General features: G+C 34.2%; 16 protein-coding genes. 10 read left to right on the top strand and 6 right to left on the bottom strand.

The window, feature by feature from the left end:
- Positions 1-2 precede the first annotated feature (2 nt).
- The 4 genes from MCY_RS04925 to MCY_RS04905 all read left to right on the top strand — a co-directional run bounded on the left by MCY_RS04925 (position 3) and on the right by MCY_RS04905 (position 4,421).
- Positions 3-851, top strand: coding sequence for a TrmH family RNA methyltransferase (locus tag MCY_RS04925; RefSeq protein ID WP_007347272.1), 849 nt, complete (start codon positions 3-5; stop codon positions 849-851).
- Positions 848-1,351 carry a signal peptidase II gene (lspA, locus tag MCY_RS04920; RefSeq protein WP_007347271.1) on the top strand — a complete coding sequence of 168 codons (504 nt, stop codon included), beginning with the start codon at positions 848-850 and terminating at the stop codon, positions 1,349-1,351. The genes MCY_RS04925 and lspA overlap by 4 nt, the downstream gene beginning before the upstream one ends.
- A gap of 1,296 nt (positions 1,352-2,647) precedes the next feature.
- A complete protein-coding gene (locus MCY_RS04910; RefSeq protein WP_026087982.1) occupies positions 2,648-3,421 on the top strand; it encodes a Bax inhibitor-1/YccA family protein in 774 nt (257 codons plus the stop codon).
- A 121-nt stretch (positions 3,422-3,542) separates the two neighbouring features.
- Entirely contained in the window at positions 3,543-4,421 is an 879-nt protein-coding gene (locus MCY_RS04905) for an endonuclease/exonuclease/phosphatase family protein (RefSeq protein WP_007347269.1), read from the top strand.
- Here MCY_RS04905 and polA read toward each other — a convergent pair.
- The 6 genes from polA to MCY_RS04875 all read right to left on the bottom strand — a co-directional run bounded on the left by polA (position 4,418) and on the right by MCY_RS04875 (position 11,244).
- Positions 4,418-7,321 carry a DNA polymerase I gene (gene polA, locus MCY_RS04900; protein ID WP_007347268.1) on the bottom strand — a complete coding sequence of 968 codons (2,904 nt, stop codon included), beginning with the start codon at positions 7,319-7,321 and terminating at the stop codon, positions 4,418-4,420. The genes MCY_RS04905 and polA overlap by 4 nt on opposite strands.
- A gap of 322 nt (positions 7,322-7,643) precedes the next feature.
- On the bottom strand, positions 7,644-8,351 hold the full coding sequence (gene dnaQ, locus MCY_RS04895; RefSeq protein WP_007347267.1) for a DNA polymerase III subunit epsilon: 708 nt from the start codon (positions 8,349-8,351) through the stop codon (positions 7,644-7,646).
- A gap of 4 nt (positions 8,352-8,355) precedes the next feature.
- Positions 8,356-8,943 carry a dephospho-CoA kinase gene (coaE, locus tag MCY_RS04890; protein WP_007347266.1) on the bottom strand — a complete coding sequence of 196 codons (588 nt, stop codon included), beginning with the start codon at positions 8,941-8,943 and terminating at the stop codon, positions 8,356-8,358.
- The gene (locus tag MCY_RS04885; RefSeq protein WP_007347265.1) at positions 8,940-9,818 is read right to left on the bottom strand and encodes a shikimate dehydrogenase; all 879 of its coding nucleotides are present in this window, start codon (positions 9,816-9,818) and stop codon (positions 8,940-8,942) included. The genes coaE and MCY_RS04885 overlap by 4 nt, the downstream gene beginning before the upstream one ends.
- Entirely contained in the window at positions 9,811-10,407 is a 597-nt protein-coding gene (locus tag MCY_RS04880) for a Maf family nucleotide pyrophosphatase (RefSeq protein ID WP_007347264.1), read from the bottom strand. The genes MCY_RS04885 and MCY_RS04880 overlap by 8 nt, the downstream gene beginning before the upstream one ends.
- A 12-nt stretch (positions 10,408-10,419) precedes the next feature.
- Positions 10,420-11,244 carry a pyruvate, water dikinase regulatory protein gene (locus tag MCY_RS04875; protein ID WP_007347263.1) on the bottom strand — a complete coding sequence of 275 codons (825 nt, stop codon included), beginning with the start codon at positions 11,242-11,244 and terminating at the stop codon, positions 10,420-10,422.
- Between the two features lie 568 nt (positions 11,245-11,812).
- Here MCY_RS04875 and rho point away from each other — a divergent pair.
- The 6 genes from rho (at position 11,813) to MCY_RS04845 (ending at position 18,774) form a co-directional block, all read left to right on the top strand.
- Positions 11,813-13,078: a transcription termination factor Rho gene (gene rho, locus MCY_RS04870; RefSeq protein ID WP_007347262.1), complete on the top strand. Its 1,266-nt coding sequence runs from the start codon at positions 11,813-11,815 to the stop codon at positions 13,076-13,078.
- Positions 13,079-13,110: 32 nt separating this feature from the next.
- A complete protein-coding gene (gene mnmE, locus MCY_RS04865) occupies positions 13,111-14,421 on the top strand; it encodes a tRNA uridine-5-carboxymethylaminomethyl(34) synthesis GTPase MnmE (RefSeq protein WP_007347261.1) in 1,311 nt (436 codons plus the stop codon).
- A gap of 106 nt (positions 14,422-14,527) precedes the next feature.
- On the top strand, positions 14,528-16,396 hold the full coding sequence (mnmG, locus tag MCY_RS04860; protein WP_007347260.1) for a tRNA uridine-5-carboxymethylaminomethyl(34) synthesis enzyme MnmG: 1,869 nt from the start codon (positions 14,528-14,530) through the stop codon (positions 16,394-16,396).
- Complete coding sequence (gene rsmG, locus MCY_RS04855; protein ID WP_007347259.1) at positions 16,396-17,043, top strand: 16S rRNA (guanine(527)-N(7))-methyltransferase RsmG; 648 nt, start codon at positions 16,396-16,398, stop codon at positions 17,041-17,043. Before mnmG ends, rsmG begins: the two co-directional genes overlap by 1 nt.
- Positions 17,044-17,049: 6 nt before the next feature.
- Positions 17,050-17,847, top strand: a complete 798-nt coding sequence (locus MCY_RS04850; protein WP_007347258.1) for a ParA family protein — start codon at positions 17,050-17,052, stop codon at positions 17,845-17,847.
- Positions 17,848-17,877: 30 nt separating this feature from the next.
- Entirely contained in the window at positions 17,878-18,774 is an 897-nt protein-coding gene (locus MCY_RS04845) for a ParB/RepB/Spo0J family partition protein (RefSeq protein WP_007347257.1), read from the top strand.
- The last annotated feature ends 874 nt before the right edge of the window (positions 18,775-19,648 follow it).

Below are 19,648 nucleotides of genomic sequence, written 5' to 3'. Positions count from 1 at the left end.
ATATGTGTAGACCTAAAACTGGTAGAGTGAAAGAAATTACTTCTCTTAGCAACCCCATAATAAAAAAACTTAAAGCACTTAGCCAAAAGAAAAATCGTAATAAAGAAGGCCTTTTCATGGCAGAAGGATTGAAATTGGTTATTGATGCTCTCAATCTCGGTTGGACAATACAGACACTTATTTTTTCTAAAAGCAAAATAGGTAACGCTGCTATAGAAAATACTGCTGCACGCGCTGTAGCTAATGGTGCTTTTGTCATTAAAGCCTCACAAAAGGTGATGGAATCACTTACTAGACGCGATAATCCACAAACAGTTATTGGTATTTTCAAACAAAAATGGCAACCTTTTGAAATAATAACAGAACAGGTGAAAGATGTTTATATTGCGCTTGATCGTGTACGTGATCCTGGAAATCTCGGTACCATTATTCGAACTGCTGATGCCGTAGGTGCTAAAGGTGTTATTTTAATTGGAGAAACAACAGATCCTTTTTCACCTGAAACAGTTCGTGCAACCATGGGATCAATTTTCTCTATACCTCTTTATCGTTTTGATGAAAGCGCATTTTTAAATTGGTCTGTTCATTTTAAAGGCATGATTGTTGGAACGCATCTCAAAGGATCTCAGGATTATCGTACACTTGATTTCAAAAATGGTCCTATTATTCTTTTAATGGGAAATGAAAAACAGGGATTATCAGATATTCTTACAAGTCGGTGTGATAAACTTGCACGTATTCCACAAAGCGGACGCGCCGATTCGCTTAATCTAGCAATAGCAACAGCTGTGATGCTTTATGAAATCCGCCGCCCTTACTTAACACTGGAATCATACGAGGAAAAAATATGATCTGTAAATCACTCCCTTTTTTTCTGCTTGGATTGGCTTTTACAGTCGGGCTTGATCAAGCTGTCAAATACTGGGTTATGCACAATATGCCTTTAGGAACAGAAATATCACTACTTCCTTTTCTTTCATTTTATCATGTGCGCAATTCAGGCATTGCATTTTCGTTTTTTTCCTCCTTCTCTCACTGGGCAATCATTGCCATTACAACCATCGTAATTATCTTCCTTTTATGGTTATGGAAAAATGCTGAACATAATAAATCTTTTATGCGCTTTGGTCTTATCCTTATTATTGGGGGAGCAATCGGCAATCTTATTGATCGTATTCGCTTTCATCATGTCACTGATTATATACTTTTTCATATTGATGACGTCTTTTATTTTGCTATTTTCAACCTTGCAGACAGTTTTATCTCTCTTGGTGTTATCGCCATCCTTATTGAGGAATTACGTATTTGGGTGAAAACAAAACGTCATTCAAACCGTACATCTTCTCATTGATGTTCTTATCACCTTAAAAAATAAAGATTTTTTATCATCACAAACTTGTTTACAAATTTATTTTTCTTACTAATTATCTTATAAATTTCTCTGTTAATGGAAATGCTTTGAAATAGTAATTATTTGATTTATAAAGATAAATAATCGCTTTTAACTTGAATCAAAGCTTCAAATATCGTAAAATTCCTTTATTGCAACCATTCTTAAATTAAACATTGACTTGCACATTATAAACGAGGTTGTATGGAGTAAAAAACTAGAAGAAATGCGTAAAAATACTTCTTATGAATGGTCTCAAATGCAAGGGTTGTAATAGCATCAAAGAGCTGATAAATAGTGTGATAGTACTGACTTGTTAATTTACAAATGTAAAGATACTGATTCTCAATGGATCCATATCCCTCATGCAAAACAGAATACTCTAAACAGAACAGATTCGGGTCCCATATTCGTGTACTTTTTTAAAGAGATATGTATTAAAGCTCATCAGTACCTATTTCGCAAGCCTTCCCGTGAAGGATATAAAATAAAGTCAAATATATAAAGTTTATAGAATGCTGCCGTTTTTACGCTTAATATAAAGAGCAAGCCAACACCATCATATATTTTGCCGACTTTTGGGTAATGTAACATGCTTGGGTGGAGAAAAACAGCCTCTGACATTTAAGAGCATTCATAAGAAACATTTGTACACCTTTCTTCTAGTGTTTTATCCCCACGCAGCCCTCTTATGACGTCATAAGCATAAGCAAGTGATTTTAATTAATTCAATATGAGAAGGGTTTTAGTGAAAAAATTTTATCATATTCCAAATAATTTATCATGATAATTAATATATTACATAAATCCAATTCAATAACTCTTCTAATTATGTAAAGGAGACGCAATATTTAATGTTGAAAAATAATAGGATAACATTCACAACTCTCTTTATAAACATAAAGATAATTCATGCCTTATAGAAGATTTCATCCCATAATTCCTATTAAAAACAAAAATGCTTTTGAGCATCGTTCCTGTAATACTTGCAAAAATATGGCAAAAAATAGAAATCTTATACCATAAAAACAAACCATTTCCTTACCAATTTGTAAGGTTCCTTCTTTAGATAAATCTCTTGTAATTTTGAAATAAATCTCCATAATAAGAGTAGATATGCTGGAATTTTGCCGGTGAGTCTGAGAATTTTCTATTAGCTTGATTTTAAGGCTTATATAGAAGTTCATGTCGGTAGTGACAAAGGCATTTAAAAAAAAACCTATACCCGACGAAACATATGCTAAAGGATTTTATATTATGGCTAATTTTAAAGATTTACGTTCAGCGCCTGCTTCTCATGCCGATGCATCAATTGATCAGGGATTGCGCGACTACATGTTAGGTGTCTACAATACAATGGCCATTGGTTTGCTTATTACAGCTGCTGCCGCTTATGCAATTGTATCATTAGCAACGACAACAGATATGAGCCAAGCAGCAGCTCAGATCAATAGCAGTGTTTATTTAACATCTTTTGGAGTAACATTTTATACATCACCATTTGCTTATATTGTTATGTTTGCACCACTCATAGCAGTTTTATTCCTCAGTTTTAAAATTAATACATTGAGTACAAGTGCTGCTCGTAGCCTCTTTTTTGGTTATGCTGCTCTGATCGGGCTTTCATTGTCTTCAATCGTTTTGCGTTATACAACAGAAAGTGTTGTGCAAACCTTTGTTATTTCTGCTGCAACTTTTGGAGCTCTTTCACTTTACGGATATACAACAAAGCGTGATCTTACAGCAATTGGTTCATTCTTATTCATCGGATTGATTGGTTTGTTTCTTTCTATGATTGTGAACATTTTTCTTGCATCAAGTGCTCTGCAATTTGCTATCTCTGTAATTGGTGTTTTTATCTTTGCTGGTTTAACAGCTTATGATACCCAAAACATTAAGTTGATGTATTATGAAGGAGATGAAAGCGACACTAGAGGACGTAAAGTTATTATGGGTGCGTTGAATCTTTATCTTGATTTCATCAATATGTTTGTTTTCTTGCTACAGTTTCTTGGATCAAATCGTGATTGAATCGTGATTGAATATAAAAATCTTACTTGAACAAAAGGGCTTTGTTTCTTTTAAACAAGGTCCTTTTGTTTTTAGTGTAAATTTTTACCTTCTGCCTCTTAGGAGCTATTCTTTCTGCAAAATGACAAAAATATCTTATAAAAAAAAATCTCCTTGGTTTAGCGATTTTATCCAACAGAAGTTCCATAACTCTCTTTTAAATGCAATCCATGGCCGCCCTCACCATCAATCAAATATGATCAACCAAAATAATCATTATGATTTGACCATTGCTTCCTATAATGTGCATAAATGTGTAGGTGTTGATAAAATTTTCAATCCTACACGTATTGTACGTGTTATTGCCGAATTAAAAGTTGATATCCTTGCTCTTCAAGAAGCGGATAAACGTTTTGGAGAACGTATTGGTTTGATCAATCTTCAGTTGTTAAAAGCTGAAACCGGTTTGACTCCTGTGCCTCTCAATACCATGTCACCTCATGGTCATGGTTGGCATGGAAATGCCCTTTTTTTACGAAAAGGATCTGTACGTGATACTTTACAAGTAACTCTCCCTGGCATTGAACCACGAGGAGCTATTATTGTAGAGTTGGAAATGGCTGCGGGCCCGATTCGTATTATTGCGGTTCATTTTGGCTTATTACATTATTCTCGTAAAAAACAGACAAAAATGCTCCTTGCAATTTTGCAAGAACGCTCTCTTATGCCTACACTCCTCATTGGAGATTTTAATGAATGGAGAATGGGAAAAAAATCATCTTTAAAACATTTTTCTCCCTACTTTGATAGCAAACTTGAAGCTGTACCAAGCTTTCCCTCTCGCTTTCCTTTTTTAGCTCTCGATAGAGTTTTTGCTTTTCCTCACCAATTGGTAACAAATATTGAAAACCATCTTTCACCGCTTGCACGTATTGCCTCAGATCATTTGCCTATCAAAGCCTACCTTAATCTTTTCAACGCAATAAACGTTCTTAAAAACAAAATAAATGAAAAAAATTAATGTGCCTCATCCCAATTTTGAGCCGTCATAACCTTCACTTCAAGTGGTACAGATAAAGATAAAACTGGCATTGTAGCGTTTTCCATAACATTTTTAACAACATCCATGGTTTTTTTACTCTCTTCTTTTGGTACTTCAAAAATCAGTTCATCATGCACTTGTAATAACATTTTTGCTGACAAACTTTCTCCTTTTAAAGCATCTTCCATCTTTATCATAGCACGACGAATAATATCTGCGGCAGAACCTTGAATTGGAGCATTAATAGCTGCTCGCTCATTAAGAGAACGAATTTTTACATTCTTTGTTTTTATTTCTGGATAATGAATACGGCGCCCAAAAATTGTTTCTACATAACCATTTTCACGTACAAAATTTTTTGTCTTTTCCATATAATCTTTAATTCCTGGAAATCTTTCAAAATACAGTTGAATATAACGACCTGCTTCTTGGCGTGAAATTCCCAATTGATTGGCTAAACCAAAAGCTGAAATACCATAAATAATACCAAAATTAATTGCTTTTGCACGCCGTCGTATGTCTGAATGCATTCCCTCTATTGCAATGCCAAACATTTGTGATGCTGTTATAGCGTGAATATCATGCCCTTTAGCAAAAGCTTCTTTTAATGCCTTTATATCCGCAATATGTGCAAGAATGCGCAATTCAATCTGGCTATAATCAGCAGAAAGCAATACATGCCCTTTAGGAGCAATGAAAGCTGTTCGGATTTTACGTCCTTCAGCAGTTCGTACTGGAATATTTTGTAAATTTGGCTCTGATGATGATAATCGCCCTGTTGATGTTATTGCTAAAGAATAATTTGTATGAACACGCCCTGTTTTTGGTAAAATATAAGAAGGCAAAGCATCGGCATAAGTAGATTTTAGCTTTGTAAGTTGACGCCACTCAATAATTTTACGTGGTAAAATATGACCTTCAGCAGCCAACTCTTCTAAGACCTGTGCAGAAGTTGACCATTGCCCACCCTTGGTCTTAGTACCTCCAGGCAATCCCATTTTATCAAAAAGGATATCTCCTAACTGCTTTGGTGAAGCAAGATTAAACTTTTCATCAGCTTGTTTGTAAATTTCCTCTTCTAGAATTAAAGCAGCTTGTGCTAATTCTCCTGAAAGACGCAATAAGATCTGCCTATCAATAAGAATTCCTCGCTCTTCCATTCTTGCAAGAACTTCTACAAGGGGTCGATCAAGACGCTCATAAATTTTTACCATTCCTTGAGCGACAAGTTGCGGTTTCAAAACTTGCCAAAGACGTAGGGTTATATCGGCATCTTCCGCCGCATAAAGAGTTGCTTGTTTTAAATCTACTTGTGCAAAAGAAGTAATTTTTTTTCCTTTATGCATTAAATCTTTATAGGCAATTGGTTTATGTCCAAGCCAACGTTCAGACAAATCATCCATGTTATGGGTTAAAGTTCCAGCATCCAAAACATATGATAATAGCATAGTATCATCAAAAGAACGTATCTCAATATCGTATTGCTTCATCACCAACCAATCATATTTTATATTTTGACCAATTTTTAAAACTGCCGAATCTTCTAATAGCGGCTTTAAAAGTGCTAAAGCTTTTTGGATCTCAATCTGCGAGGCAATGCGTCCATCTCTCAAAAGGTCCCCCTCTCCTTCATCAAAATGTTCAAGAGGTATATAAGCTGCTTTTTCTGGCTGTAATGCGAGTGAAAAACCAACAAGCTTTGCTTGCATTGGATCAAGAGAGGTTGTTTCAGTATCAAAAGCAAAAAAACCCTGCTCTTGCGCTTTCCATAACCACTCTTTTAAAATTTCCTCATCAAGAATTGTTGTATAAGTATCTCTTGTAATTTTTTGATTCAGGGTTTGATCTTTACGTTTTTGCGCAAAAACTTGTGGAGAGTTTTCAGAAAAATTATGAAGAGAGGTATATCCAGTGTTTTCAGAATCATGACCATAGCTAGGTTTTTCCCACTCAACATCTATATCAAGTGCATCAATAACAGCCGCATCGCATGTCGTTACCTCAGCCACGCGACGCGTTAATGTTGAAAACTCCATTGCTTTCAAAAAAGCAATTAAGCGTGGCCCATCTTGTGGCTCCAAAATAAAATCATCTAAATCGCTATCTATAGGAACATCTGTTTTAAGCTTAACAAGTTTACGAGAAATTTTAACCTGTTCACTATAAGCTTGTATATTTTCACGTCGTTTTGTTTGTCTAATTTCAGTTACATGTTGCAACAAAAGATCAAGAGAACCAAACTGATTTAACAACTGAGCAGCAATTTTAGGTCCAATGCCTGGAATACCAGGTACGTTATCCGTTGAATCTCCAATCAAAGCTTGTAAATCTATCATTCTTTCAGGCGCAACACCCCATTTTTCTATAACTTCTGAGATACCTATATGCTTATCTTTCATTCCATCATACAAGGAAACGTGCGTATTTACGAGTTGCATAAGATCCTTATCAGAAGAGATAATGGTTGTCTTTGCACCAACATTTGTTGCCAATTGTGCATAGGTAGCTATCAAATCATCCGCTTCAAAACCTTCCTTTTCAATACAAGGCAAATTAAAAGCTTTTGTTGCTTGGCGTATTAACGCAAATTGAGGAATTAGATCTTCGGGGGGAACAGCGCGATTCGCTTTATATTGAGGATAAATTTGTTTTCGAAAAGTATCCGATGAATAATCAAAAATAACAGCAAAATGTGTCGGGATAATACCAATCGCTGTATTACGAGCATCACAAAGTAATTTCCATAACATATTACAAAAACCAGCTACTGCTCCTACAGGAAGTCCATCTTTTTTACGTTTTAAAGGTGGTAAAGCATAGTAAGCACGAAAAATGTAACCTGATCCGTCAACCAACAAAAGATGATCTGTTGCTTTCATGATAATTTTATCTCTCCATTTCAGCTAAAAAACAAATTGTATTTATATATTTTTTTCACTTTTATTTTATTTTTTTAATTTTGCCTCTAAAAAGCCATTTTTTCTTTCCATAAAGCATGAAGTCGCTGCACTTTATATTGAGTACCTAGAGCTTTTCTTTGCTGTTACAGGATTAATAGCTTTCATTTTGCTCCTCCTATGATAGCTGAGGTACGATGTAGCGACAGGGTCGTTGTGGTGTTCCCCTCCCCACAACGACCGTTTTTTTTAGTATCCATGTTTTTTATTATTGGTTTTAAGTATTTTTTAAAAATTTAAAATATTATTCATAAACCTTGAAGTTATTCCACAAGGCCTTTTCACCCATTTTACTGATAAAATCAGCGTGCAAAATTTTTTCTTGTGCACTCAATCTTGAAGGTAAAGCCTGTGGGCGAGATTTAACTGCATAAGATATATCTTTTCTATTTTGGATGTATTCATCAAGATTATTTCTGTTATAAAAACCCAATACTCCCTGTTTTCCACCAATCAGTTCAATATAAACATCGGCTAAAATTTCTGCATCAAGTAAAGCACCATGAAGAACACGATGGCTGTTATCAATTCCAAAACGTTTACATAAAATATCAAGAGAATTGGGCCCCATAGGAAATTTACGCCTTGCCATAGCCAATGTATCAAGAATATTATCAACGCTAATAAGTGGCTTATTAACGCGTTTTAATTCTGCATTAATGAAACCAATATCAAAACTGGCATTATGCGCAATCATTGTTGCATCCTTGATAAATTCTAAAAATTCATCAACAATATCACTAAAACTTTTCTCATTTTTTAGACGTTCGTTGGTTAAGCCATGAATTGCTACAACTTCATCAGGAATAATAACGCCTTGTGGATTTAAATAAACATGAAATTGGCGCCCTGTAAGATAACGATCAACCATTTCTACACAACCAATTTCGATTATACGATCTTTCTCTTTATCCAAACCTGTTGTTTCTGTATCAAAAATAATTTCCCGCATGACTTCAATTCTTTAGCAATTTTTTTATTACATCAAAGACCTGTTGACGTGTATTCTCTAAATTTTTCCCTGTATCAATAATAAAATCAGCACGTTCTCGTTTTTTTTCATCAGACATTTGTTGAGTATTGATAAAGGCAAATTTTTTCTCATTCATACCTTGGCGAATCATTACACGTTCTTTTTGTATTTCTGGTGGAGCCGAAACAACAATAATGCTATCCATATGACTTTCATATTTTTTTTCAAAAAGAAGTGGAATATCAAGAATAACTAATTTTTTCCCTTGTTTGCGCGCTGTATTAATAAATTCTCTTTCTTTTTCTTGCACCAAAGGATGAATTATTTTTTCTAATGTTTGTAATTTTTCATTATCATTAATCAAAATTTTAGAAAGTTTCAAACGGTTAACTTCACCATCTTCAACAACACCAGGAAAAACACCTTCTATATGTGATAAAGCTGGCTCACTTTTATAAAGCTGTTGTACCGCCTCATCAGCACTAAAAACAGAAATACCCGCTTTTTTGAAAAAATCAGCAACTGTTGATTTTCCCATAGCTATCGATCCCGTCAACCCTATAATCTTCATTCTCTTTTTTCACTCATATCCTCTAAAATAGCTGTCCGTAACGCTTTTGTTACCTGTGGTCTTACTCCAAACCACCGCTCAAATCCTATAACAGCCTGATGTAGAAGCATTCCAAATCCATCAACAATCCTCAAACCACAAGCTTCTGCCTGTTGTAAAAAAGGGGTTATCAATGGTGTATAAACAATATCTGTTACTAATGCCGTTTTTTTTGCCTTATGAAAATCACAAAAAAAAGAAGCTGTTTTTTCTTCTGCTTTTTTTATGCCAATGGAAGTTGTATTAACAATTAAATCAGCTTGATGAAGTATTTCATGGATTTTGTGCCAATCGTAGACTTTAATGGGCTCGCCAAAATGCTGGGCTAAATTATCAGCGCGTTGTTTTGTACGGTTAACTAAATAAATCTGTTCAAATCCGCGTTTTTTTAAAGCATATAGGATAGCGCGTGCAGCACCACCTGCCCCAAAAACAAGCGCTGTTCCCCCTCCCCAATCAGATGCAAAATCATCTAGGTTAGCGCTAAAACCGTAAACATCCGTATTCGTGGCACAAAGTTTATCTCCTTCATACCAAAGTGTATTAGCAGCTCCCACCATTGTTGCTATATCATCTTTATAATCTGCTAAACGAAAAGCTTCCTGTTTATGAGGCAAAGTAACATTTCCTCCACAAAAGCCCATTTTTTGTAAAGAAACAATAAAATGACTGAATTTCTCAGATGTTACTTCTTGTGCAAGATATTCTCCCTGTAAACTATATTGTTTAAGCCAAAAATTATGAATTTTTGGCGATTTTGAATGATGAATAGGAAAACCAACAACAAAAACGCGAGGATAATTTGTCTTTTCTTCTTTTATTATTAAATCAACCATCAATAATGCCCAAATGACGTAATTTTATGAGTAGAGGCAGTAAAGGTAAACCAACAATGGTAAAAAAATCTCCATCAATTTTCTCAAAAAGGTGAATTCCTTCCCCTTCAATTTGATATACTCCCACACTATTTAGGACATCTTTTCCTATGCGTGCTAAATAACGTTCAATAAATTCTAACGAAAGTAAACGTACTGACATACGAGCACTAAAAACCTCAACCCAAATTTTTTGACTATTTTTAAATAAAGCTACCGCACTATAAAGAGAATGGGTTTTTCCTGATAACTCACATAAACGTTGGTGTGCTTCCTTAATATTTTTTACTTTATGAAAAATTTTTCCTTCTAAATCAAGTACTTGATCACAACCAATAACGAAAGCATTAGGAAAACGATCTGAAACATTTTTTGCTTTTGCACTTGCAAGAAAACAGCTAAGTTCTTTAGATGTTTTTTCTTTTGCTGTTTTTTCTATCTCTCTTTCATCAAAAGTAGCTCCTTCAACAAAAAAATTTAAACCTGCTTTTTTCAACAATTGTGCACGATAAAAACTAAGAGATGCTAATATTAAGGTATCCTTACCCATGAAGATTTCCTCTCATTTTCCTTCACGAAATCGTGATAAAAGCTCAAATATTGCAGCAGCAGTTTCTTCAATAGAACGTCTTGTGACATCAATAATAGGCCAACCAAAACGTTCACAAATGCGTTTTGCATAGATTAATTCTTCAGCTATATTGATGCGATTCGTATAATTATCAAGAGCAAAGCCTTCTCCTAAATCTCTATTTTGGCGAATATGTGAGATTCTTTCAGCTGAAGCAATTAAACCAACAATTAAAGAATTTTTTGCCTCTAAAAGAGATTCTGGCAAATCAATATTAGGAATAAGAGGGACATTAGCCGTTTTGATTCCGCGATTTGCTAAATAGATACTTGTTGGTGTTTTAGAGGTCCTTGAAATTCCTATAAGGATAACATCTGCTTCGAATAAGCTATTTGAAGACTGTCCATCATCATGCTCTATAGTAAAGTCCAGTGCCTCAATACGACGAAAGTAATCTGCATTAAGATCATGTTGTGCACTAACACGTAAATGCGTTGGCATGCCAAGATAAGATTGAAAAGCATTTAAAACAGGATGCAATATATCAATACAGGGAACTTTTATTCTTTTGCATTTTTTTTGAAGAAGAAGCTTAAGTTCTTCATCAATCATTGTGTAAAGAACAATACCTGGCTCTTGTTGTATTTCATCAAGAGATTTTTGTAACTGCATTTTATTACGAATCATAGGATAGATGTGCTCTGTTGCCTGACTCATTGTATATTGAGATGCTACAGCTCTTCCAACAGAGATTAATGTTTCCCCTGTTGCATCAGAAAGCATGTGTAAGTGAAAGGATTTTTTTTCTTTTGTCACAAAAAATTTAACTCCTTGTTAAGACATGTGTACATACCCTTACTGATTTTTATAAAACTAAAATTTAGGAAAAATTCTCTCTTATTATGCACAAATTAAACATTTATGATAAGCAAATATCTATATAAAAAAATAGAGAGGATAAGCTCTTTAAGATAGTGTTATCTTTATTCTTTTTTTCTTCTCTTTTGTGGATGAAATTGAGGATAAATAAAGCATAAACGATAATCCACACTAAACACAATTTTAAATAAGAAGAATCCCTTACTTTAATATAAATTTATTAATAAAAAGTTTTGTAAAAAATAATTTTGTATAGCATTTTATTAATGCTATAGATCTTATTCAGATATTTCTTATGAAAAAGTTAAACATTGTTCAAACTTTATGCTTTATAGAAAATTTCTACATAATTACTTAATACTAAACGAATAAATTTCGTATAAATGGTACTTGCGGATTAAAAAAATTGAGTGTAAAATAATTTTTTCTTAAAAGAATATTTCATTCATAAAATCTCCATAAATTATTCAGGGTAATCTTCTCCTTAACTAAAAGAGCGTATTTCATGCAAAAAATGAAACTACAAGAACTTAAAAGTAAAAATCCAGTTGAGCTTGTTTCTTTTGCTGAAACATTAGAAGTCGAAAATGCTTCCCTTATGCGCAAACAAGAATTAATGTTTGCGATCTTGAAAAAACTTGCTCTACAAGACGTGGAAATTATAGGAGAGGGCGTTGTTGAAGTTTTGCAAGATGGATTTGGATTTTTACGATCTGCTGATGCTAACTATCTTCCTGGGCCTGATGATATCTATCTTTCGCCTGCACAAATTCAATCATTTTCTCTAAAAACAGGCGATACCATTGAAGGTCCTATACGTAGTCCAAAAGAAGGAGAACGTTATTTTGCTCTCCTTAAAATTAATACAATCAATTTTGAAAAAACTGAAAAGATTCGTTATAAAATTCACTTTGATAATCTTACTCCTCTTTACTCAAATGAGCGTTTCCAAATGGAAATACAAGACCCTACAGAGAAAGATATGTCATCACGTGTGATTGATTTGATATCACCATTGGGAAAAGGGCAAAGAGGGTTAATTGTTGCACCACCTCGGACTGGAAAAACAGTTTTACTTCAAAATATTGCTCATTCTATAACTACTAATCATCCTGAGTGTTATCTCATTGTTCTTTTAATTGATGAACGACCAGAAGAAGTTACTGATATGCAACGTTCAGTAAAGGGAGAAGTAGTCTCTTCTACTTTTGATGAACCTGCAATACGTCACGTACAAGTGGCTGAAATGGTTATTGAAAAAGCTAAACGCCTTGTGGAATATGGACGCGATGTTGTTATTCTTCTCGATTCAATTACACGTCTTGGACGTGCATATAATACGGTTGTTCCTTCTTCAGGTAAAGTTTTGACAGGTGGTGTGGATGCAAATGCTCTCCAGCGTCCAAAACGTTTTTTTGGTGCAGCACGTAATATTGAGGAAGGCGGATCTTTAACTATTATTGCAACGGCTTTGATTGATACAGGAAGTCGTATGGATGAGGTTATTTTTGAAGAATTTAAAGGAACAGGAAATTCAGAAATTGTTCTTGATCGAAAAGTTGCCGATAAGCGTATCTTTCCTGCTATGGATATTTTAAAGTCAGGAACACGTAAAGAAGAGCTTCTGGTAGCACGACAAGATTTGCACAAAATTTTTGTTCTTCGTCGTATTTTGGCACCTATGAATGTAACAGATGCAATTGAGTTTCTAATTGATAAATTAAAACAAACGAAAAATAATAGTGAATTTTTTGATTCAATGAATACATAAGAGTCATTAAATTTTTTATTAGGATAGAACCTGTGGATACAATCTTTGCTGTTTCGAGTGGATTGTTACCGTCAGGGGTGGCGGTCATTCGGCTTTCTGGTCCTTGTGTTGTGGATATAGTCAAAACACTTTGTGGTTGTTTACCTAAAGCCCGCTTTATGCATTATGGAAATCTTACTGCTCGTGATGGTAGTTTTTTAGACTCTGCTTTAACTGTTTTTTTTCCTGCTCCTCATAGTTTTACAGGGGAAGATTGTGCAGAATTTCATTTGCATGGAGGAAAAGCTGTTGTTAATCGTTTTCTTGATGAGTTGTCGACATTTTCTGGATGCCGCATTGCAGAGGCAGGTGAATTTTCACGTCGTGCATTTATGGAGGGAAAGTTAGATCTTGTTCAAGCAGAGGGTCTTGCTGATTTAATAGAGGCAGAAACGGAAAGCCAGCGTCGTTTAGCTGTTATGGGGACAAGTGGACATTTAACAACGCTTTATCGTGATTGGCGCCATAAGCTTATGAAAGTTCGTGCTTTTATTGAAGCAGAGCTTGATTTCGTTGATGAAGCAGATATTCCCAATTCGGTATCTGATAAAGTTTGGAAAAATGTGGAAGATCTTCGCACTTCTCTTCGAGAACATATTCTTGAAGGAGAACGTGCTAGTATTTTACGTGATGGATTAAAAATTGTTATTGCTGGTGCTCCGAATTCTGGAAAATCAAGCATTATGAATCGTCTTTCAGGAAAAACTGTTGCTATTGTGACAGAAGAAGCAGGGACAACACGTGACGCTTTAGAAATGAGACTTGTTCTTGGTGGATTGCCTATCTTTTTAACAGATACCGCTGGTTTTAGAAAGACAGAAAATAAAATAGAACAATTGGGAATAGAAGTTGCTAAGCAGCATGTTAAAGAAGCTGATTTAGTTATTTTGGTTTATGATATAGGAAATCCTAAACAAGTTGATTTACCAGAAACATCGGCTGAAATATGGCATGTTGGTAATAAGCTTGATCTTCTTTATGAAAGAGATGATCAACGTTGGTCTATACAATTTTCTGCATTAACTGGTTTAAATTTTGATTCTTTTGTTAAAAAACTTGAAACATTTTGCCATCAACGTGTTTCTGAAATTGGAAATCTTGTTCCGGCACGTAAAAGGCAACTTCAATTGTTAAAAGAAGCTGTTAAAGAAATTGAATATTCTCTCGATTATAATTCTCTTGATCTCAGTTTACGTGCAGAACATCTCCGTCGTGCAAGTGATTTTCTTGGAAAAATTACGGGAGATATTGATGTTGAAGATTTACTTGATATCATCTTTTCAGAGTTTTGTATTGGTAAATAATGATTCACGTGAAACATTGATTATTTAATAGACAGATTATAAAGATTATGTAATTTATATTCAGTTTCACGTGAAACCTTGTAATGTTCTCTATGGAATGAATGAAATGCAATCGTACGATGTTATCATTGTTGGTGGTGGTCATGCAGGTTGTGAAGCAGCTTCAGTTTCAGCGCGTGTAGGAGCCAAAACAGTGCTTGTTACACATAAAATATCAGACCTAGGAACAATGTCGTGTAATCCTGCTATTGGTGGTCTTGGAAAAGGACATCTGGTTCGTGAAATAGATGCTTTAGATGGTCTCATGGGAAGAGCAGCAGATATTGCTGGAATTCAGTTTCGACTTCTTAATAGACGTAAAGGACCGGCAGTAAGAGGTCCACGAACACAAGCAGATCGACAACTCTATAAAGCAGCAATTCAAAAACTCTTAAAAGAACAAAAAAATCTTACTATTATAGAAGATGAAGTTATTGATTTGTTTGTTAAAAATAATTGTGTATCAGGTGTTATTTTAAATAAACAAGGAACAATTTTTTCTGGTGCTGTCGTTTTAACAACAGGTACGTTTTTAAATGGTTTTATTCATATTGGTGATAAGACATGGGCTGCTGGTCGTATGGGAGATCAATCGAGTGTACAACTTGCAAATCGTTTAAAAAATTATCATATAAAATTTGGGAGATTAAAAACAGGAACTCCTGCTCGTTTGAGTAAAAAAACGATTGCTTGGGAAATACTTCCTAAACAACAAGCAGATGAAAATCCGGTTCCCTTTTCTCTTCTAACAGAAAAAATTGAACAGCCACAAATTGAATGTGCGATAACACGTACAAATGCACAAACACACAAAGTTATTCGCGAAAATATCTACAGTTCTGCTTTATATTCTGGAAATATTGAAGGCCTAGGGCCACGGTATTGTCCTTCAATTGAAGATAAAATTGTTAAATTTGGAGAACGTGATGGACATCAGATTTTTCTGGAACCAGAAGGATTAAATGATGATACTATTTATCCAAATGGTCTTTCTACTTCTCTGCCTGAAAATATACAAATTTCTTTATTAAAAACCATTGAAGGATTAGAAAATGTTACAGTTTTGCAACCTGGTTATGCTATTGAATATGATTTTGTTAATCCACAACAATTAACGAGAGGCTTAGAATTACGTTCTTTACCGGGGTTGTTTTTAGCAGGCCAAATTAATGGTACAACGGGATATGAGGAAGCGGCAGCACAAGGATTGTTGGCTGGATTGAATGCTGCACGTAAAGTAGGTAAATTAGATGAAATACTTATAAGCCGTTCTAGTGCTTATATTGGTGTTATGATTGATGATTTGGTTTCACGTGGTGTTTGTGAACCTTATAGAATGTTTACATCACGTGCGGAGTTTCGTTTATCTTTACGATCTGATAATGCTGATACGCGTTTAACACCTTTGGCACAAAAATGGGGTATTGTGAGTAAAATACGTTGGGAACGTTATCAAAAAAAACAACAGCGTCTTGATCAAGCACGATCAATATGTCAAAATCTCTTTTTAACACCTAATGAAGCTTCTGCTCATGGATTACATGTTAATCATGATGGAATTCGGCGTTCGGCTTATGATTTTCTTGCTTATCCTCATATGACTTTAGAGCGTCTTTCACATTTTTGGCCGCAATTACAAACAATTGATGCTAAAACAGTAGAATCTTTAGAAATTGAAGCTCAATATGCAGTTTATTTAGATAAACAAGCACAAGATATTGCCTCTCTTCAGAGAGATGAACGTTTAGAAATTCCTTCTTCTCTTGATATTCAATCAATTTCAGGTCTTTCAAATGAGCTAAAATCAAAAATTCAAGAAGTGTCACCGCGTTCAATTGCTGATGCACAAAAAATTGATGGAATGACACCCGCAGCGTTATCGCTTATTATTACATATATTCAACGTCAACGACGTGAAAAGGCTAAAATAGCTTAATGAATTTTTCTGTAGAACAAAAATATCAACAACTGTTAAACATTGTTCCTTCTGTTTCACGTGAAACGATGGAAAATTTAATTCAGTTTGAATCTTTAATTATTCAATGGAATGCACATATTAATTTGATATCTGATGCAACAATACCAGATATATGGACACGGCATATTTTAGATTCAGCGCAAATTTTTCCTTTGTATAGTCATTCTTTACAGTGGTGTGATTTAGGATCAGGAGGAGGATTTCCAGCTATTGTAATTGCTATCTTTCTTAAAGAAAAAAAAGAAGGACGTATTAATCTTGTTGAAAGTAATGGGAAAAAAGTTGCTTTTTTACGAACAGTTGTTGCTCAACTTAACCTTCCAGCAACAATCTATCATGCTAGAATTGAAGATGTATATCAAAAAATTCCTATATCTGATATTATAACAGCGCGAGGATTAGCCCCGCTCAGTAATCTTTTACAGCTTATTTTTCCTTTATTAACAGAAAAAACAATAGCTCTTTTGCAAAAAGGTCGGGATTATGCTGCAGAAATTAAAAATGCCTCTGCCAATTGGAACTTTGATCTGTTAAAACATAAAAGTAAAATTGATGAAAATTCTGTTATTTTGGAAATTTCTCATATTCGGTCATATAGAGGGTAAAGCACAATGAGCAAAGCGCGAATTATCGCTATTGCAAACCAAAAAGGTGGCGTCGGAAAAACAACTACGGCAATTAATCTTGCAACAGCTTTAGCTGCTATTGGTGAGAATGTCCTTATTATGGATGTTGATCCCCAAGGTAATGCAAGCACAGGCTTAGGAATTGATCGTAATAGTCGTCCTTTATCGTCTTATGATGTTCTAGTTTCAGGCGTTTCAATTACACAAGCGGCTTTAAAAACAGCAGTACCCAATCTTCATATCGTTCCTTCTACTCTTGATCTTTTAGGTGTAGAAATGGAAATTTCTTCATCACAAGATCGTATACAACGCTTACGTAAAGCTCTCTATGATGATCCGGAAATGGAAGAAAAATTTAATTATATTTTAATTGATTGTCCGCCATCTCTTAATCTTCTTACTCTTAATGCTATGGGGGCTGCAGATTCTGTTTTGGTACCTATGCAATGTGAATTTTTAGCACTTGAAGGTTTAAGTCAATTACTTGAAACAGTAAAAGAAGTGCGAACCGTACTTAATCCATCTTTAGAAATTCAAGGTATCGTTTTAACAATGTATGATGGACGTAATAATCTTTCAAATCAAGTTGTTGAAGATGTACGTTCTTTTATGGGAGATAAAGTTTATCGGACTGTTATTCCACGAAATGTAAGAGTGTCAGAAGCACCCTCTTTTGGTAAACCTGTATTGCTTTATGATCTAAAATGTGCTGGTAGCCAGGCTTATTTGCGGCTAGCATCTGAAATGATACAACGTGAAAAACAAGCATACGCTGCTGCGTAAAAATATAAAAATAATATAAAGAGTAAGATTATGAATGATGATCTATCAAAAAAAAGACTAGGACGTGGATTAGCAGCATTGATTGGAGATATCAATTTAAACAATAATTTTGCACGTTCACAAAGTTTTGATAAATTGACGGAAGCTGGTAGAGTTTCTGAACAATTTATCCCTCTTGAATCTATTTCATGTAATCCTCATAATCCACGACGTCATTTTACTGAAACTGAGCTTGATAATTTGGTGCAATCTATTCGTCAGCATGGTGTAGTTCAACCGATTATTGTTAGGCCTTTAAAAGATCATCCTAATCGTTTTGAATTGATTGCGGGTGAACGGCGTTGGCGTGCTGCACAACGCGCAAATTTAAGTCAATTGCCTGTTATTGTTCGTGATGTAGATGATAAAACTGCTTTGGAATTGGCTATTATTGAAAATGTTCAGAGAGCGGATCTTAATCCTATCGAAGAAGCAAAAGGATATGAGATGCTCCTGAATGAACATGGTTATACACAAGTAGATTTAGCGCAAGTTATTGGAAAAAGTCGTAGTCATGTTGCAAATACGCTTCGTTTATTAAAGCTTCCAGAAAAAGTACAACAATTCTTAATGGATGGACAACTTTCTGCAGGTCATGCACGTTGTCTTATAACCGTTGATAATCCACAAGATTTAGCTGAAAAAATTATCCGTGAAGGACTTTCTGTACGTCAAACAGAAATACTTGCATATGAACAGGCAAATCCTAAAACTAAAAAACGTACTACTATGGAGAAAAATGCAGAAACTAAATCTTTAGAAAAATTACTTGCAGATGTAATCGGGATGAAAGTTATTATTCGTCATGGTAAAAAAGGTGGAGATTTGAAAATACACTATTCTTCATTAGAACAATTAGATGAAATTTGTCGGCGTTTGCAAAGTTAATACATTGTTTTTAATAGTTTTCTTAACAATTTCCTTGCATAATTTTGATTATTCTATACATATTTTTTCTAGCAAATTCTATATTGCTTGAAGGTATAGTGTTTCTTTCATTTGTAAGTGTACTCAATATTGCTTGAAGTGCTAGCTTAGCAATAACAAAATTTTCAGGTGTAAGATTATTTTCTTCTAAAATTTTCACGAGTTCTTTTTTTTTAGAAATATATTCAATATCATTTTCAATACTATCGTTATCAGAGATGAGATTCCTTTTTGTATTTATTTTTTCTGGATCTTGAGATAAAATTCCACATTTTTTTTCAATTTTTTCTAATTTAAAAAGAAGATCTTCTGTTAAGGGATAATTTGCAATAAGAGGTAATGTAAAAGAAGGTTTACCTGTTTCCTGTTTTTCTTTTTAAGCGTATGATATAAAAGGAAAAAGGAAGAAAAAGTATAATGCAAGTTTAAACATTAAAAGTTATCCTTTCTTTTACGATATTCAATAAAAAAACTTTTCATCGGTGGCTCTTTATATTTAGAAAAATTATTTCTAAATATAATGTGAATATAAGGTAATTATTCGGAATGTTGAAAATATGATGATTTTAAAATAGAGTAATGCCTTTAATAAAGATTAGGACGCCATTGGATTGCTAATTTATGCACTTGTTTTAAAAATGAGTTTTTCGACGCTTCCAAGTTCATTTCGGACGGTGACCCTGAAATGGTATAATGAGAAAAATCCATGAGTAATATAAAATTACAAAGCCCTTCTCTCTACATTTAGAAAGGAGTAGTTACATTATCACATATATTTTGCCAGCTTTCAATGTGCAATAAAGTCTTTGATACTTAAAAAGGTATTTTTATTGTA

It is taken from the genome of Bartonella rattimassiliensis 15908, from assembly GCF_000278215.1.
Taxonomy (GTDB): domain Bacteria; phylum Pseudomonadota; class Alphaproteobacteria; order Rhizobiales; family Rhizobiaceae; genus Bartonella; species Bartonella rattimassiliensis.
This window is presented reverse-complemented; position numbering and strand designations above follow the sequence as displayed.

Excerpts from the sequence above, each read along its gene's own strand:
- MCY_RS04925 (WP_007347272.1), top strand. The coding sequence starts at position 3 with ATGTGTAGACCTAAAACTGGTAGAGTGAAAGAAATTACTTCTCTTAGC.
- lspA (WP_007347271.1), top strand. The coding sequence starts at position 848 with ATGATCTGTAAATCACTCCCTTTTTTTCTGCTTGGATTGGCTTTTACA.
- MCY_RS04910 (WP_026087982.1), top strand. The coding sequence starts at position 2,648 with ATGGCTAATTTTAAAGATTTACGTTCAGCGCCTGCTTCTCATGCCGAT.
- MCY_RS04905 (WP_007347269.1), top strand. The coding sequence starts at position 3,543 with ATGACAAAAATATCTTATAAAAAAAAATCTCCTTGGTTTAGCGATTTT.
- polA (WP_007347268.1), bottom strand. The coding sequence starts at position 7,321 with ATGAAAGCAACAGATCATCTTTTGTTGGTTGACGGATCAGGTTACATT.
- dnaQ (WP_007347267.1), bottom strand. The coding sequence starts at position 8,351 with ATGCGGGAAATTATTTTTGATACAGAAACAACAGGTTTGGATAAAGAG.
- coaE (WP_007347266.1), bottom strand. The coding sequence starts at position 8,943 with ATGAAGATTATAGGGTTGACGGGATCGATAGCTATGGGAAAATCAACA.
- MCY_RS04885 (WP_007347265.1), bottom strand. The coding sequence starts at position 9,818 with ATGGTTGATTTAATAATAAAAGAAGAAAAGACAAATTATCCTCGCGTT.
- MCY_RS04880 (WP_007347264.1), bottom strand. The coding sequence starts at position 10,407 with ATGGGTAAGGATACCTTAATATTAGCATCTCTTAGTTTTTATCGTGCA.
- rho (WP_007347262.1), top strand. The coding sequence starts at position 11,813 with ATGCAAAAAATGAAACTACAAGAACTTAAAAGTAAAAATCCAGTTGAG.
- mnmG (WP_007347260.1), top strand. The coding sequence starts at position 14,528 with ATGCAATCGTACGATGTTATCATTGTTGGTGGTGGTCATGCAGGTTGT.
- rsmG (WP_007347259.1), top strand. The coding sequence starts at position 16,396 with ATGAATTTTTCTGTAGAACAAAAATATCAACAACTGTTAAACATTGTT.
- MCY_RS04850 (WP_007347258.1), top strand. The coding sequence starts at position 17,050 with ATGAGCAAAGCGCGAATTATCGCTATTGCAAACCAAAAAGGTGGCGTC.
- MCY_RS04845 (WP_007347257.1), top strand. The coding sequence starts at position 17,878 with ATGAATGATGATCTATCAAAAAAAAGACTAGGACGTGGATTAGCAGCA.